The sequence below is a fragment of the Amycolatopsis halotolerans genome, assembly GCF_042647905.1.
Lineage (GTDB): Bacteria > Actinomycetota > Actinomycetes > Mycobacteriales > Pseudonocardiaceae > Amycolatopsis > Amycolatopsis halotolerans.
In genome coordinates this window covers 95,958-111,004 of the sequence record NZ_JBHRWI010000056.1, presented here as the reverse complement: position 1 = coordinate 111,004, position 15,047 = coordinate 95,958, and the positions used below count along the sequence as shown (strand labels likewise).

General features: G+C 69.4%; 13 protein-coding genes. 3 read left to right on the top strand and 10 right to left on the bottom strand.

The window, feature by feature from the left end; all coding sequences use genetic code 11:
- Positions 1-79: 79 nt before the first annotated feature.
- Positions 80-703, bottom strand: a complete 624-nt coding sequence (locus ACFORO_RS37525) for an MBL fold metallo-hydrolase (protein ID WP_354740145.1) — start codon at positions 701-703, stop codon at positions 80-82.
- A 94-nt stretch (positions 704-797) separates the two neighbouring features.
- Here ACFORO_RS37525 and ACFORO_RS37520 point away from each other — a divergent pair, with 94 nt between their 5' ends.
- Positions 798-2,018, top strand: coding sequence for an NADH:flavin oxidoreductase/NADH oxidase family protein (locus ACFORO_RS37520; protein WP_377873216.1), 1,221 nt, complete (start codon positions 798-800; stop codon positions 2,016-2,018).
- On the opposite strand, the gene ACFORO_RS37515 is transcribed toward ACFORO_RS37520, so the two are convergent.
- From ACFORO_RS37515 to pdxR, 5 genes are all read right to left on the bottom strand, one after another.
- Positions 1,978-2,625 carry a Pr6Pr family membrane protein gene (locus tag ACFORO_RS37515; RefSeq protein ID WP_377873215.1) on the bottom strand — a complete coding sequence of 216 codons (648 nt, stop codon included), beginning with the start codon at positions 2,623-2,625 and terminating at the stop codon, positions 1,978-1,980. The two genes, ACFORO_RS37520 and ACFORO_RS37515, sit on opposite strands and share 41 nt — an antisense overlap.
- A gap of 121 nt (positions 2,626-2,746) precedes the next feature.
- Positions 2,747-4,048: a S53 family peptidase gene (locus ACFORO_RS37510; protein ID WP_377873214.1), complete on the bottom strand. Its 1,302-nt coding sequence runs from the start codon at positions 4,046-4,048 to the stop codon at positions 2,747-2,749.
- A 154-nt stretch (positions 4,049-4,202) separates the two neighbouring features.
- A complete protein-coding gene (locus tag ACFORO_RS37505; protein WP_377873213.1) occupies positions 4,203-5,855 on the bottom strand; it encodes an ATP-dependent DNA ligase in 1,653 nt (550 codons plus the stop codon).
- 69 nt (positions 5,856-5,924) lie between these two features.
- A complete protein-coding gene (locus ACFORO_RS37500) occupies positions 5,925-7,571 on the bottom strand; it encodes a PstS family phosphate ABC transporter substrate-binding protein (RefSeq protein ID WP_377873212.1) in 1,647 nt (548 codons plus the stop codon).
- Between the two features lie 126 nt (positions 7,572-7,697).
- On the bottom strand, positions 7,698-9,065 hold the full coding sequence (gene pdxR, locus ACFORO_RS37495; RefSeq protein WP_377873211.1) for a MocR-like pyridoxine biosynthesis transcription factor PdxR: 1,368 nt from the start codon (positions 9,063-9,065) through the stop codon (positions 7,698-7,700).
- Positions 9,066-9,147: 82 nt separating this feature from the next.
- Here pdxR and ACFORO_RS37490 point away from each other — a divergent pair, with 82 nt between their 5' ends.
- The gene (locus ACFORO_RS37490) at positions 9,148-10,047 is read left to right on the top strand and encodes a DMT family transporter (RefSeq protein ID WP_377873210.1); all 900 of its coding nucleotides are present in this window, start codon (positions 9,148-9,150) and stop codon (positions 10,045-10,047) included.
- Positions 10,048-10,050: 3 nt separating this feature from the next.
- Here ACFORO_RS37490 and ACFORO_RS37485 read toward each other — a convergent pair whose 3' ends face one another.
- Positions 10,051-11,448, bottom strand: coding sequence for a class II fumarate hydratase (locus ACFORO_RS37485; protein ID WP_377873209.1), 1,398 nt, complete (start codon positions 11,446-11,448; stop codon positions 10,051-10,053).
- A 112-nt stretch (positions 11,449-11,560) separates the two neighbouring features.
- On the opposite strand from ACFORO_RS37485, the gene ACFORO_RS37480 reads away from it, so the two are divergent.
- Entirely contained in the window at positions 11,561-12,532 is a 972-nt protein-coding gene (locus ACFORO_RS37480; protein ID WP_377873208.1) for an NAD(P)/FAD-dependent oxidoreductase, read from the top strand.
- Between the two features lie 313 nt (positions 12,533-12,845).
- On the opposite strand, the gene ACFORO_RS37475 is transcribed toward ACFORO_RS37480, so the two are convergent.
- From ACFORO_RS37475 to ACFORO_RS37465, 3 genes are all read right to left on the bottom strand, one after another.
- Positions 12,846-13,598 carry a S1 family peptidase gene (locus ACFORO_RS37475; RefSeq protein WP_377873207.1) on the bottom strand — a complete coding sequence of 251 codons (753 nt, stop codon included), beginning with the start codon at positions 13,596-13,598 and terminating at the stop codon, positions 12,846-12,848.
- Between the two features lie 18 nt (positions 13,599-13,616).
- The gene (gene glpX / locus ACFORO_RS37470) at positions 13,617-14,675 is read right to left on the bottom strand and encodes a class II fructose-bisphosphatase (protein WP_377873206.1); all 1,059 of its coding nucleotides are present in this window, start codon (positions 14,673-14,675) and stop codon (positions 13,617-13,619) included.
- An 89-nt stretch (positions 14,676-14,764) separates the two neighbouring features.
- Positions 14,765-14,986, bottom strand: coding sequence for an exodeoxyribonuclease VII small subunit (locus ACFORO_RS37465; protein WP_182889946.1), 222 nt, complete (start codon positions 14,984-14,986; stop codon positions 14,765-14,767).
- Between the last annotated feature and the right edge of the window lie 61 nt (positions 14,987-15,047).

Genomic DNA, 15,047 nt, shown 5'->3' with positions numbered 1-15,047 from the left:
GCGGTCTCAGCAGCCAATTGTTGAACCCGCCGGGCGGATCAACAACGCGCGCCGATCCGCCCGGCGAGATTCAGGGTGGTCAGGCGGCGGGCCAGTTGGCCGACGCGGCTTTTTCCTTCCCGACGGTCGTCGCTTCGCCGTGGCCGGTGCGGACGATCGTCGCGTCGGGGAGGGGGAAGAGACGGTCGTGGATGGACTTCACGATGGTCGGGTAGTCGGAGTACGAGCGGCCGGTCGCGCCGGGGCCGCCGTGGAACAGGGTGTCTCCGGTGAAGAGGACTTCCAGTTCGGGGCTGTGCAGGCAGACCGCGCCGGGGGCGTGGCCGGGGGTGTGCAGCACGGTGAGGTCGGTGCCGGCGACGGTGATGACCTGTCCGTCGGCCAGGTCGCCGTCGGGGGCGCGGTCCGGGTGGGTCAGGTCCCACACGACGCGATCGGCCGGGTGCAGCAGGATCGGCGCCCCGGTGCGCTCCGCCAGCGCGGGGGCGGCGTTGACGTGGTCGTTGTGCGCGTGGGTGCAGACGATCGCGCGGACTGTGCGGTCTCCGACCACGTCCGCGATGGCGTCCGCGTCGTGGGCGGCGTCGATCACGATCACCTCGGAGCCGTCGCCCACGATCCAGACATTGTTGTCCACGTCCCAGCTGCCGCCGTCGAGCTCGAACACGCCCGACGTGACCAGGTTCTGCACTATCGCCGTCATGCCGCAGACCCTAGTGGCCCGCGAGGCATACCGCCGGTACTTACTTTCGAGTATTCTTACTCGCGGTAAGTTAGCCGCGACGACGGGACTGCTCATGACCGACCCCCGGGATCTGCTCGCCGAACCGCTCAAACTCCAGTGCGGGGCAGTGCTGCCGCATCGGATCGCGAAGTCTGCGCTCAGCGAGCAGCTTGGCGACCGTCGCAACGCGCCTTCCGCCGAGCTCTCGCGGCTGTACCGAACATGGGCGCGCGGGGGTGCTGGACTGCTGGTGACCGGCAACGTGATGGTCGATTCCACGGCGCTCGGCGAACCGCGCAACGTCGCGGTGCCGACCGTGCCTGACCCGGCGGCGTACCGGTCGTGGGCGCAGTCCGTGGACGGGACTGACGCGCAGTTGTGGGTGCAGCTCAACCATCCCGGTCGGCAGAGTCCTCGGTACTTGTCCCGGCAGCCGGTCGCGCCGTCGGCGGTGCCGTTCGGCGATCGAGGGGTGCGGACGGCGTTCGCGGCGCCGCGGGCGTTGACCGGGGACGAGATCGAAGCGGTGGTGGCGAGGTTCGCGGTGTCGGCGCGGGCCTTCGTCGACGCCGGGTTCGCCGGGATCCAGATCCATGGCGCGCACGGGTACCTGATTTCGCAGTTCCTGTCGCCGTTGGTGAATCGTCGCGACGACGAGTGGGGGCGCGACCGCAGCCGGTTCCTGCTTGAGGTGGTGCGTGCGGTTCGGGGCGCGGTCGGCGATCGGGTGCCGGTTTCGGTGAAGCTCAACAGCGCGGATTTCCAGCGCGGCGGCTTCGACGAGGACGAGTCGCTGCGGGTGGTTCGCGCGCTGGGCGAGGCGGGGATCGACCTGCTGGAGATTTCCGGCGGCACCTACGAGCGGGCCGCGATGATGGGGGCCGGCCGGGCGAGCACGCAGCGGCGGGAAGCGTATTTCCTGGACTACGCGGCGAAAGCCCGGCAGATCAGCGACGTCGCGCTGATGGTCACCGGCGGGTTCGCCACGGCGGCCGGGATGGCCGACGCGCTGGAATCCGGTGCGCTGGACATGCTCGGGATCGGCCGTCCGTTCACTGTGGACCCCGGTCTGCCCGGACGGCTGCTGGCGGGCGAGGACGTCCGAGCCGAACGGCGGTGCCCGCGTACGGGAATCCGGCTCGCCGACAGCCTGCTCGAGATCCAGTGGCACACCCAGCAGATGCACCGCGTCGCCGCGGGCAAGCCGGTGGACCTCAAGCGCGGCGCGTGGCGGGCGCTGGCCCAGGCCGGGCTCAGCGATCCGCTGAACGCGTTTCGCCGGGTACGCGCGTGAGCCGCCGGTCGACGAGCCGGGCTCCGCTGGCGAGCACGATGAAGAAGACGCCGATGAGCACGCAGTTCAGCGCGACCTGCCCGTAACCGAGGTCGTCGGCGTTGACGAACGGGTACGGGTAGTAGCCGTCGATCGCACCGCGGACGAGCGTGAAAACCAGCCACGCCAAGGGGTAGACGAGCGACCACCAGACAGTGCGCCATTCCAGCACGCGCGGGGCGAAGAGCAGCCAGCCGAGCACGCACAGCACCGGGGTGACGCGGTGCAGCAGGATGTCCGCGGCGAGGCTGAGCCCGTGCAGTTCGTACAGCCCGGCGAGCGCGACCTGGTAGACCACGCCGGTGACCACGATCCCGACCAGCGCGTCGAGCCACAGCACGCGCATCAGCGGCGAGGTACAGCGTCCGCGAGCGAAGGCCGCACCGGTGACGAGGACGAGAAGGTTCGAGATGATCGTGAAGTAGGTGAACAGGTTCGCCACCCGTCCGCCGAAGCTGGCGTACCGCCCTTGCGCCGGCACCAGCGCGACGATCTGGATCACGAGCGCGGCCAGCACGACGGCCGCGGTCACCCCGAACCACAGCCGGGCCAACGCTTTCGAGGACATGCCGCTGACACTACGGTTCCGGCCCGCCCCGCCCCGCCCGACACGACCGGGATCGATCGCGCCGGGCCGGGTGAACTTGCCCGGGACGCCCCGCTTGCGGCGGAGGCTAGGGACTACCGCATCACCGCACCGCCTTCACCAAAGCAGGCACGAAGACCGACGCGTCGACCGTGCCCCAGCCGCTCGCGATGTCGTAGCCCGGACCGGCCTTGAATCCTTCGACATCCCATTGGCTGTTGTCGCCCTTCGTGACGTCGACGATTCCGGCCGCAGTGCCCTTCGGGCCCAGCTTCGAGTACAGCGCCGGGTTGATCTGGCCGAGCCTGCCGTGGTTGGCCTGCACCGCCAACGCCAGCACGCCCGCGAACAACGGCGCCGACTGCGACGTGCCCTGGACGCCTTCCATGCTGATGTCCGGGTACGACCGCATCGTGCTGCCGGTGATCTTCTTGACGTGGTTCTGCCAGGACGGCCGCGCGTACGTCTTCGACAGGCCCGCGCCCTCGCTGAACCCGTTGTCCGCGGCGTTGACCAGGTCGTCGGGCTGGGTGCGGACGCCGTTCGCGTCCAGGTGCAGCTGGGTGCCGCCGAGCGTGGTGACGTTCGGGTCGCTGGCGGGCCAGCTCGCCACGCGGTACGGATACCTGCCAGGGCCTTGCAGGTACGCCCCGGTCGGGCCGTCGTCACCGGACGACGCCACCAGCGTGACGCCCGCCTTGCTCGCCCGCTCCAGCGCCGGGTCGAGGGTCTTGATCGACTCGAGCGACGGGAAGTTCTCCTCGGTGGTGCCGAAGCTCATCGAGACCACGTCGGCGATGCGGTGCTCGGTCATGTAGTCGACGGCGTGCATCATTTCCGGCAATCCGGCGAAGCCCTGGGTCTCGGCGACCGGAGTGGCCGCGACGACGATCTTCGCGGCCGGGGCCATCGCGTGCATCATCGTGACGTCGAGGTCGGTTTCCCCGCCCCACGACTGGCAGGCGGCGGTGTCCACTCCCGGATCGGTGCACGCGGGCACCGCGCCGGACGGCTGCAGCACCTCGACGTTCGCCGGCGGCAGGCCGTGCTGTCGCGAGTACTCGTCCAGGACCTGCTTGACCTTGTCGTCGCCGAACGACACCAGCGTGGCCACGGTGGACCCGGCGCCGGTGATGCCCTGGTTCCACAGTTTCGTGGCGTTGTACGCGCCGCTCTCCTTCGGCAGCTTGGCCATCGCCGCGTTGAGCCGCGCCACCCGCTCGGACACGGTGGTCGCGCCGACGAACGACTGCGCGGCGGCCGAGAAGTGGTGTCGGGACGGCTGCGGCGGCGCCGGCGCGGCACTGGCCGGTGCCGCCACCACGGTGGCGGCGAGCGCCACGCCCGCCAGCAGGGTCATCGGCCGCCCGAATCCCCGGACGGCTGATTTCACCCGGAACGTCATGCTTTTCTCCCATCGACACAGGCCAGTGCTCTCACTCTCGGGCACGCGGACACGGGTGCGACATCAACTTTCGTCGGGCGTTTTCCTGAGTACGGCGGGGAAAACTGCCTGATGTCCGTAATGTGCCCACTCATCCGGAGGGCCTGCGGGGCGATCATCCGGACGCCTCCTCGGAACCGCCCTGTTCTTCAGGGCTCGCGGAACCGGATTGCCCTTCGGAACCGGCGTGCCCCGAGGACCCGGCACTTCCCGCGACGCCGGGTCGCTCCGCCTGGCCGGATTCCTCCGCCGGACGGCTGCCGCGCAGCAACCCCCGGACGGTGTCGATGGTGTCCGCCTCACCGGGTTCCTTGTCCGGCCGATACCGCACCACCCGCGCGAACCGAAGCGCCAGCCCGCCCGGATACCGCGTGCTGACCTGAGCCCCGTCCAGCTCGATCTCGACCACCGTCTCCGGCCGCACGTGGACGGTCCACCGGTCGCGGTGCGACTCGATCTCCTGGAACCGCTCGGTCTGCCAGGCCAGCAGCTCGTCGGTGAGACCCTTGAACGTCTTGCCCACCATGATCGGCGGCCCGCCGTCCGGGTCGCGCGCGCCGAGGTGCAGGTTCGACAGTTTCCCGGTGCGCCGCCCGTGGCCCCATTCCGCCGCCAGCACCACCAGGTCGATGGTGTGCACCGGTTTCACCTTGAGCCACGCGCGCCCGCGCCGCCCGGCCGCGTAGCTCGAATCGAGGTCCTTCACCATTACGCCCTCGTGCCCGGCGTCCATCGCCGCCTCAAGCACCGCGGCCGGTGATTCCGGCCGGACCGAACCGGGGATCACGTGTTCGCCCGCCACCCGGCGCAGCGCCTCGTTGCGCTCGGACAGCGGCGCGTCGAGCAGATCGACCCCGTCCAGATGCAGGCAGTCGAAGAAGTACGGCCGCAGCAGCAACGCCCGCACCTGCTCGTCCCGCGTGCTGCCGAACCGGCTCATCGTTTCCTGGAACGGCCGCGGCCGCCCGTCGTCGGTGAGCGCGAGGGTTTCGCCGTCCAGCACCACCGATTCGCACGGCAGTGCTCGCACCAGATCGACCAATTCGCCTACGCTGCCGGTGATTTCGCGCAGCGTGCGCGTGTACACGTGCACTTCCGCACCGAGGCGGTGCACCTGGATCCGCGCACCGTCCATTTTGTACTCGACGATCGCGTTCCCGTGCTCCGCCGCGGCTTCCTCCAGGGACTCCGCCGGTGATGCGAGCATCGGCCGCACCGGACGGCCCAGCTCCAGCCCGAACTCCGCGAGCGCCGCCGCGCCCCCGGTCAGCGCCGCCTGTCCGGTGACCGGCAACCGGCCGGACAGCATGAACGCTCGCCGAACCAGCTCGACCTCCACCTCGGCCGCCGCCGCGACCGCTTCGACCATCACGCCTTCCAGCGCGCCCTGCCGCAGCTCCCCGGTGACAAGCCGGAACACGAATTCCTGCTCGGCACGGGTCAGCCGGGAGAACAGGGCGGTGAGCACCTCGGCTCGCCGCTTGACCGACCCCGCGCCCGCCGCGGCCGCGACTTCCGTGAGCGCGACGTCGACCTCCGCCACCGAGACGGCAGCCGCGGCCGCGGGTTCGACAGCGAGGTCGGCGAGCGTGCGCCAGCCCGCTCCGAGCCGGTCCTGCGCCGTCTGCCCGGTGAGATACGCGATCACCGCGGGCAGTTCGCCGGGTTCGGCCGCGCGCAGCACGGCGGCCAGCACGGCGATCTTCGTTTTCCGTGACCGCGTGGCCGCCAGTTCGGCGGAGGCGGTGACGAGGTCGGTGAACAACACCCGGCCATCATCGCCCCCGCCACCGACAAAAACTCCCGCCCTGGCCTCGACCGGGTGAAAAACAGCTGGTCAGGCATCCGGACGAGTGCAGTACTGGTCCAGCAGCCCCTGTTTCGTCACACACGGCGTGTACCCTGCGTCCTGCAGTTCCGCCCGCGCCGTGCTGCTGCGCAGGTAGTCGATGAACTGCTTCAGCAGCGAGTCGTTCTCCGGCACGCCCTTGGTGTAGAGGTATTCCACCGTCCAGAAGCGATAACCGGCGTCGATGCTGGTCACGTCGGGGTAGCGGTCGTCGAGTTTCGCCATGGTGATCCGGCCGCCGTTGGCCGCCGCGATCTTGGCCGCGGGCACGTCCGCGTAGCCGATCGCGCCGGGGGCGTCGCCGACGGCGCGCAGCAGGTCGTCGGTCGTGCCGCGTTCGCAGCGCACCACCGCGGCGTGCGGGTCGCGGGTCGGCGTCCGGCAGTCGTCCGAGGACAGTCCCGGCTCGGCCGTGCCCAGCACTTTCTCCTCGAAAGTCTTGCGCGTACCCGATTCCTGCCCGCGTCCGACGACCCGGATCGGGACCGACGGACCGTCGCGCAGCTGCGCCCAGTTCGTGTACTTCCCGCTGAAGATGCCGCGCACCTGTTCGCCGCTCAGATGGTCGACGCCCACGGATTTGTTCACTACCAGGCTGTACACGAGCACAGCGACGGGTTGTGTGACCAGATCCGGTCCGGCGTCGGAAGCCTTGCCGTCGGACAGCACTGCCAGGCTGTCCTTTTGTTCTGCTGGCAACGGTCCCAGCTCGCGCATCGCGGACACGCTCCCGACTGCCTGCGTCAGGATCTTCGCGCCGGGACACAGCCGCTGGTACTCGTCCGCGACGCTGTTCATGATCCGTGCGAACGCGCTGGATCCGTGCACCGCAAGGGATCCTTTGCCACAGCCAGGCTCGGAGCCGCGCGACACCGCGACGAGGAGCATGCTCAGCAATGCTCCGGTCAGCAGCACTCCGATCGCTCCCGTGACGACCGGCCACGACAGCCAGCGTTGTTTGCGCTCGTCTTTGATCCGGCCGCCGCTGAGCCGTCCGGTGACGTCCAGTTCCTTGGAAAGCGGCCCGCCCCGCCAGTCGTCCGGCTCGCGCAGGACTACGACGAGCTTGAACTTTTCCCGCCGCTTCAACGAAAGCTGTTCGAGGCGTACACCGTGCCACTGCGGCGCTGGTGCGGCCGGGGCGTCGTTTTGCCTCAGCAGAGCGGAAATTCGCTGCGGCAGCAATGCGCGCACTCCGGACAGTCGCGCGGTTCCGGGATCAGGCGTAGGCTGATCATGAGTAAAGAATTCAAGTCCGTTCCGGACCACTTCACGCAACCCGTCCCTGGCGTCGGACACGCGCGCGTCCCAGACCACCCTCCGCCCGAAGGTGAACTGCAGCGGGTGTTCCCAGTCGTCCGGGCCGATGTCGAAGCTGCCGGTGTTGCGGATGCGGATCACGACGACGCTGAGCGGTTCCAGCAGCTGCACGGTGCGCACGAGCTCCGGATCCGCTTGCACCGCACCGTTGTCCGAATCGCTGAGCGTAACTGGATTGAGGCCGATTTTGGAGTTGTAGAGTTCCCGGTAGATGACGCGCCTGCGGCGGATGACGTAGCGGTCGATGATCGGCGCGAGGATCGTCGCGCCCGCGACGACGGCGATCGGCACGAGGCCGCGGCTGGACGTGAGCACGTCGGCGAGTGTGCGCACTATTTCCCCGAAGCTCACGGTGATCCCCCTGCCCCCGCTTCCGAGACTGTCCACACTAAGCGTCAGTCGCGGGACCCCTCCCGGGTGCACGAGGTGTTCACCTGCGGTTCAACCGGCCGACGCGATCCGCTCCACGGCGGCGCGCAGCCGGTCCGGCGGGAGCGCGGCATAACCGAGCACGAGACCCGGATATCCCGCCGCGGTATGGGAATAAGTCGACAAGGCAGGGGCATGCACGCCTGCTGCGGCGAGCTTTTCCCGCAGCTGTACGTCATCGGTGCCGTCCGGGAGGCGAACGACCAGGTGCAGTCCGGCGGCGATCCCGACCGGCTGCCACTGCGGAAGGTGCTGCGTTATGGCCTCGATAAGCGCGTCACGACGAGCGCGGTACAGGCGTCGGGTGCGGCGCAGATGCCGGTCGTAGCCACCGGTGGCGATCAGATGCGCGAGCGCGGCTTGCGGGAGCGGCGGGCAACCGAGGTCGTGCATTTCCTTGACCCGGGCCACGGCGTCGCGCAGCCGTCGTGGCGGAATAAGCCAGCCGATCCGCAACGCTGGCGCGAGCACTTTGCTGACGCTGCCGATGTAGGCGACGTGATCCGGCGCGAGTGCGCGCATCGCGCCGAGGGCGGGGCGGTCGTAGCGATGCTCGGCGTCGTAGTCGTCTTCCAGGATGAGCCCGCCGGTTTCCGCCGCCCAGGACAGCAGGTGCCGACGGCGTTCCGGATGCAGCGCGACGCCGAGCGGAAACTGGTGCGCGGCGGTCACGAGCACGATTGAACAGTCTGAAGTGGACAGTGCGTCGACGTTGATGCCCTTGTCGTCGACTGGAATCCCGACGGGCCGCAGCCCGTGGTCGTGCAGCAGGACAGCTTGGCCGTGGTGGCTCGGGTCTTCGACGGCGATGCGCTGGTCCGGCAAGGCGTCGGCCAGCAGCGACAACGCTTCCGCGGCCCCGCTGGTGATCACGATGTCGTCCGGGTTCGTCGGCAACGCCCGGACTCGGCCGAGGTAGGCGGCCAGTTCCGCGCGCAACGCCGGGTGGCCGGTCGGATCGGGGTAGCCGAGGCCGAGGTCAGGCGTCGCGTTCAAGGCTTCTCGTTCGGCGGCAAGCCATTCGGCGCGCGGGAAGGCGGACAACGCGGGCAGCCCAGGGCGGAGGTCGAACTCCCAGGTCGGCGATTTCGTCGCACTGACACGAGGATTTGGCGCGGGATCGTCGATCGGCGCGACGCGGGTGCCTGAGCCGTGCTTGCTCAGCAGGTAGCCCTCGGCGGTGAGCTGCTCGTACAGCGCGGTGACGGTGCCGCGCGCGACCCCGAGTTGGCGAGCGAGATCGCGGCTCGACGGCAGCCGGGTGCCGACAGCCAGCCGTCCAGTGCGGATCGCGTCGCGCAACGCGGCCTCGACGGCGCGACCCCGGCGTCCTCCGGCAGCGGCGGGCAGCAGCAGCTCGCGGATCGTTTCCACGGCCATGACAGTACGGCCAAGTGGTCCAGTTAGGCCAGTGTCGAGTGGTCCTTCTGAATAGACCACTCGCGGTTGAAGACTGAGCTGCGTGAAACGGTCGATGGTGCTTTCAGGGGTGGCCGGCGCGGTGCTGGTCGGCGGATCGGTGCCGGTCACCGGCATGCTGGACGGGTATCCGGTGATCACCGGGCAGGCGTTGCGGTACGCGCTGGGCGGCCTTCTGCTGCTCGGCTGGGCGAAGGTCACGCGCAGCCCGCTGCCGCGGCCGAAACTCGGCGATCTGCCGACTCTGCTCGGCCTCGCCGCGACCGGGATGATCGGGTTTCAGGCCTGTCTGCTGCTGGCCCAGCGCTACGCGGAACCCAGTGCGGTAGCGGCGTTTCTCGGGGCCAGCCCGCTCGTGCTCGCGCTGATCGCGCCGATGCTCGACGGTCGCCGTCCGTCCGCCGCTCCAGTCGTCGGATCGGTACTGGCCGGGCTCGGCATCGTGGTCCTGTCCGGCGGCGGATCCGCTTCCGCGCCGGGGTTGTCGCTGGCCGCGCTGGCGATGTTGTGCGAAGCGTCGTTCACGCTGCTCGCAGTGGGATTGCTGCGCCGACTCGGTCCGTTGGCGACCTCGACGTGGGGCTGTTTCACCGCTGCGGCAAGCGGTTCCGTGGTCGGGACGGTGGTCGATCCGGCTGGAGCCTGGCAGTGGCCGAACGCACGCGAACTCGTCGCGTTGCTGTTGCTGGCCGTCGTGGTGACCGCGGTGGCTTTCGTGCTCTGGTACAGCTGCGTCGTGGAGCTGGGCGCGGACCGGGCGGGCGTGCTGATCGGGCTGATGCCGGTGTCCGGGCTGGCCGTCGCGGTGTTGATCGGCGCGCAACAGTTCGCGCTCAAGGACCTGGCCGGTGTCGCTCTGGTTGCTGCTGGAGTCGCATGTGGACTGTGGAAACGCGAAGCGGCTCGCCCGGAATTGTCCGAACGAGCCGCTGCGGTCGGCTGAGCGCTACTTGCCGCCGCGTGCCATCCGCAGCACGTCGAGCGCCTCGTCGAGCTGCGCTTCGGTGAGCTTGCCGTCGCGGACGTACCCGCGCTCCAGCACGACCTCGCGGATCGTCTTGAGCTTCTTGAGCGCCTGCTTCGCCACCGCGGCCGCTTCCTCGTAGCCGATGTACTTGTTGAGCGGCGTGACGATCGACGGCGAGCCCTCGGCGTACTGCCGCGCGCGCTCGGCGTTCGCGGTGACCCCGGCGAAGACCTTGTCCGCCAGCAGCCGCGAGACGGCCGCGAGCAGCCGCGCCGATTCGAGCACGTTGCGAGCGATGACTGGCAGGTTCACGTTGAGCTGGAAGTTGCCCGCCGCACCGGCGAACGCGACCGCCGCGTCGTTGCCGACGACCTGCGCGACGACCTGCAGCGTCGCCTCCGGGATGACCGGGTTGACCTTGCCCGGCATGATCGACGAACCCGGCTGGAGGTCCGGCAGCGCCAGCTCGGCCAGCCCGGTGCGCGGGCCGGAACCCAGCCAGCGCAGGTCGTTAGCGATCTTGTTCAGCGACACCGCGACCGTGCGCAGGTGCCCGGAGGTCTCGACCACGCTGTCCTGCGTCGCCTGCGCCTCGAAGTGGTTGCGTGCCTCGGTGAGCGGCAACCCGGTGATCTGCGCCAGCTCGGCCGACACGGCCGCGCCGAAGCCGTCCGGCGCGTTCAGGCCGGAGCCGACCGCGGTGCCGCCGATCGGCAGTTCGCCCAGCCGCGGCAGACCGGACTGCAGCCGCTCGATGCCGAAGCGGATCTGCGCGGCCCACGCGCCGGCCTCCTGGCCGAGCGTGATCGGCACGGCGTCCATCAGGTGCGTGCGGCCGGACTTGACGACGTCGTTCCACTCCCCGGCGCGCGCCTCGATCGCGCCGGCGAGGTGCTCCAGCGCCGGGACCACGTCGGTGAGGACGGCCTCGGTGGCGGCGACGTGGATCGTCGTGGGGAAGGTGTCGTTTGAGGACTGCGACGCGTTGACGTGGTCGTTCGGGTGCACGTCGCGGCCGAGCGCGCGGGTGGCCAGCGTCGCGATGACCTCGTTCGCGTTCATGTTGGACGACGTGCCCGAACCGGTCTGGAAGACGTCGATCGGGAAGTGCTCGTCGTGCTTGCCCTCGGCGACCTCGTCGGCGGCCTTGGCGATCGCGTCGGCGACGTCGGCGTCCAGGACGCCGAGGCGCGCGTTCACGCGGGCGGCGGCGGCCTTCAACAGGCCCAGCGCGCGGATCTGGGCGCGCTCGAGACCGCGGCCGGAGATGGGGAAGTTCTCGACGGCACGCTGCGTCTGCGCGCGGTAGAGCGCGTCGACCGGGACGCGGACCTCACCCATCGTGTCGTGTTCGATCCGGTATTCCTGTTCAGCCATACCCCCGATTCTGGCCCCGATTCCGTTTTCTGGCCGGGTGTTGTCGCCCACCCCGGTACGCTCGGTTGTGTTCTCGATCACCGCCACCCACCACTGGCATGGAGCGAGCCTCATGGATTACGACCTCGTCGTCATCGGAGCCGGTCCCACCGGCCTCTTCGCCGCCTACTACGCGGGATTCCGCGGCCTCTCGATGGCCGTCGTCGATTCGCTGCCCGAACCGGGCGGCCAGGTCACCGCGATGTATCCGGAGAAGATGATCTACGACGTCGGCGGGTTCGCCGCGGTCCGCGGCCGGGATCTCGTGCGGGGCCTGGTGGACCAGGTCGCGCCGTGGAAGCCGGACTACCTGCTCGGCCGCAAGGCGGAGAAGCTGGAGAGCGTCGGGGACGGCTTGGAACTGACCCTCGACGGCGGCGACGTGCTGCGCGCGGGCGCGGTCCTGATCACCGCGGGCATCGGCGAGTTCACGCCGCGTCCGCTACCCGCCGGGGACGGCTGGCTAGGCCGGGGGATGGTCCATTTCGTCCCGTCGCTCGCGGCCCACGAGGGCCAGCACGTCGTTGTGGTCGGCGGCGGGGATTCGGCGTTCGACTGGTGCCTGGCGCTGCATCCGGTCGCGGCGAGCGTGACGCTCGTGCACCGCCGCGCGAAGTTCCGGGCCGCGGAATCGATCGTGCGGCAGGTACGGGAGCTGGGCGTGCGGTTGGTGACCGATGCGGAGGTGTCCCGATTTGTCGAGGCCCCCGATGGTTCTTTGACGGCGGTCGACGTGGCAGTGAAGGGCGGCGAGGACGAACAGCTGCGCGCGGACGCTGTGGTCGCGGCGTTGGGGTTCACTGCGGATTTGGGACCGATCGAGAGCTGGGGGTTGGAAATCGATCACCGGGCGATTTCGGTGGACTCGACGATGGCCACCGCGCGGCCGCGCGTTTATGCGGCGGGGGATGTGGCGGCGTATCCGGGGAAGGTGAAGCTGATCGCGACCGGGTTCGGGGAGGCGGCCACGGCGGTGAACAATATCGCGGTGGCGTTGAATCCGGAGGCGCATTTGTTCCCGGGGCATTCGAGCAACGTCGAGTGACGCAGTAGAGGGCGACTCGTGAAGAGGCGCAGAGCGACGGCCCTGCTGGAAGACTTGCTGGGTCGAGTGGGCGGAGACGAGTGGCCGGTGTGTCTCGTGGAAGCCGTCTACGTCTTCGGTGCGTATGCGCGAGGTGTGACGGAGCTAGGAGAGGTCGATGTCATCGTCGACTTCAACCGGGATATGAGGTGGTCCAGTCACTTCGTCCACTGCATGGCTTATGGGAACAACCCGTTAACTATTGTCAATAGAGCACTGAAAGGGAACTCTCGAAGCGTCTCGACAAGAGCTCCGGTCGTTAACGTCGAGTGATTCAGCCGGTCTTCTCCGCGATCCAAGGCTGATACGCCACCGCAGACGTCGCGATCGACGGAGCCGATGCGCACGTCGACGAGCGGTTCCCCGGGCGGCTGACCATTCCCGCCAGCACCCACCGGTCGCCGTCGCGGACCAGTTCCGGGCCGCCGGAATCGCCGTAGCACGAGCCGGATCCGCCGGGGCTTTCCGTGCACAGCTCGGACGTCCCGTCGAACGCCGCCGTGCATTTCGCGCCCGGCACCAGTTGCGTGTCGAGCTGGCGCAACGACTTCGAGACCGGCCCGCAATTCGGCGTCGCGCACGTCTGGCCCCAGCCGATTACCCGGACCGCCGTGCCCGGTGCGGCCGAACCGCCGATCGCGATCGGCGCGGCCTTCACCGGTGCGGTCAGCCGGATCAGGCCGATGTCGCCGGTTTGTGTTTCGGCGTTGAAATGCGGGTGCAGCACGAATTCCGCTGCTTTCGGGGTTTCCCCGCCCGCGTCCGCGTCGTTGCTGCCGACGCGCAGCCCGATCGTCGCCGGGTCCTTCGCGGACAGGCAGTGCGCCGCGGTGACCACCCAGGTCGGCGTGATCAGCGAACCGCCGCAGAACAGCGCGCCGCCCGAGGTGTGCAGGGACACCGCGAACGGGTACGGCTGGTCCGCGTCGGTTCCGCCGACGATCGAAGGCGCCGCCGTCGAAGTCCCGGTGTTGAGCACGACTCCGGCGAGGACGGTCAGCGCCAGCGCGAACAGCCGTTTCGACACCGGGAACTCCTTGGCAGATCAGGGAAGCGGAGGCACCGCGCGCTCGTCCTCGTCGAGGTCGAGGTTGCCGTCGAAGTTGACGGACGAGTACGCCCGCAGCTTCTCGAGCCGGTGGTAGCCGTCGATCATTCTGACCGTCCCGGACTTGGACCGCATGACGATCGACTGCGTCGTCGCGCCGCCCGCCCGGTAGTGGACGCCGCGCAGCAGGTCGCCGTCGGTGACGCCGGTCGCGCAGAAGAACACGTTGTCGCCGGTGACCAGGTCGTCGTTGAGCAGGATCCGGTCAAGGTCGTGGCCGGCGGCGAGCGCCTTCTCGCGCTCCGCGTCGTCCTTCGGCCACAGCCTGCCCTGCAGTTCGCCGCCGAGGCACTTCATCGCGCACGCGGCGATGATGCCCTCGGGCGTGCCGCCGATGCCGAGCAGCATGTCGACGCCGGTGGTCGGCCGGGCCGCGGCGATCGCGCCCGCGACGTCGCCGTCGGAGATGAACCGGATCCGGGCTCCCGCCTCGCGGACCTCCTTGATCAGCTGGTCGTGCCGCGGCCGGTCGAGGATGCAGACCGTCACGTCGCTGACGCTGGAGTTCTTCGCCTTCGCCACGCGCCGGATGTTCTCCGCGACCGGGGCGGAGATGTCCACCTTGCCCGCCGCGTCCGGGCCGACGGCCAGCTTCTCCATGTAGAACACCGCGGACGGGTCGAACATCGCGCCGCGCTCGGCGACCGCGAGCACGGCCAGCGCGTTCGGCATGCCCTTCGCCATGAGCGTGGTGCCGTCGACCGGGTCGACCGCGACGTCGCAGTCCGGACCGTCGCCGTTGCCGACCTCTTCGCCGTTGAACAGCATCGGCGCTTCGTCCTTCTCACCCTCGCCGATGACGACGACGCCGCGCATCGAGACGGTGGAGACGAGCTGGCGCATCGCGTCGACGGCAGCCCCGTCGCCGCCGATCTTGTCGCCGCGGCCGACCCAGCGGCCGGCCGCCATCGCGGCTGCCTCGGTCACCCGCACCAGTTCCATGGCGAGGTTGCGATCAGGCGCTTCGCGTCGGCTGCGGTCACTGGCGGTGGTCATGGTGGCCTCCCGGAACACGGTTCGTCAGCGGGTGCCCAGTCTGTCAGATCCGTAGACCACCTGACCGATTCAGCCACGCATGGTGCACGTCACTCTGCGTCGTCGGTCTCCACCGAGGCCAGCGCGGCCTCGATCCGCTCGCGGGCACCTTCCAGATGCCGTTCGCACACCTTGGCGAGCTGTTCGCCCTTCTCCCAGAGCTCAAGCGACTGCTCCAGGGAGAGCCCGCCGGCCTCCAGTTCCTTCACGACCTCGACGAGCTGATCGCGGGCCTGCTCGTAACCGAGTCCGGCGGTGTCTGCTTCGCTCACGTTCTCCGACCTTGTGGTGCACGGGGCTGTTCGCGCAGACTACCGCGTCCGGCTGGGGTTC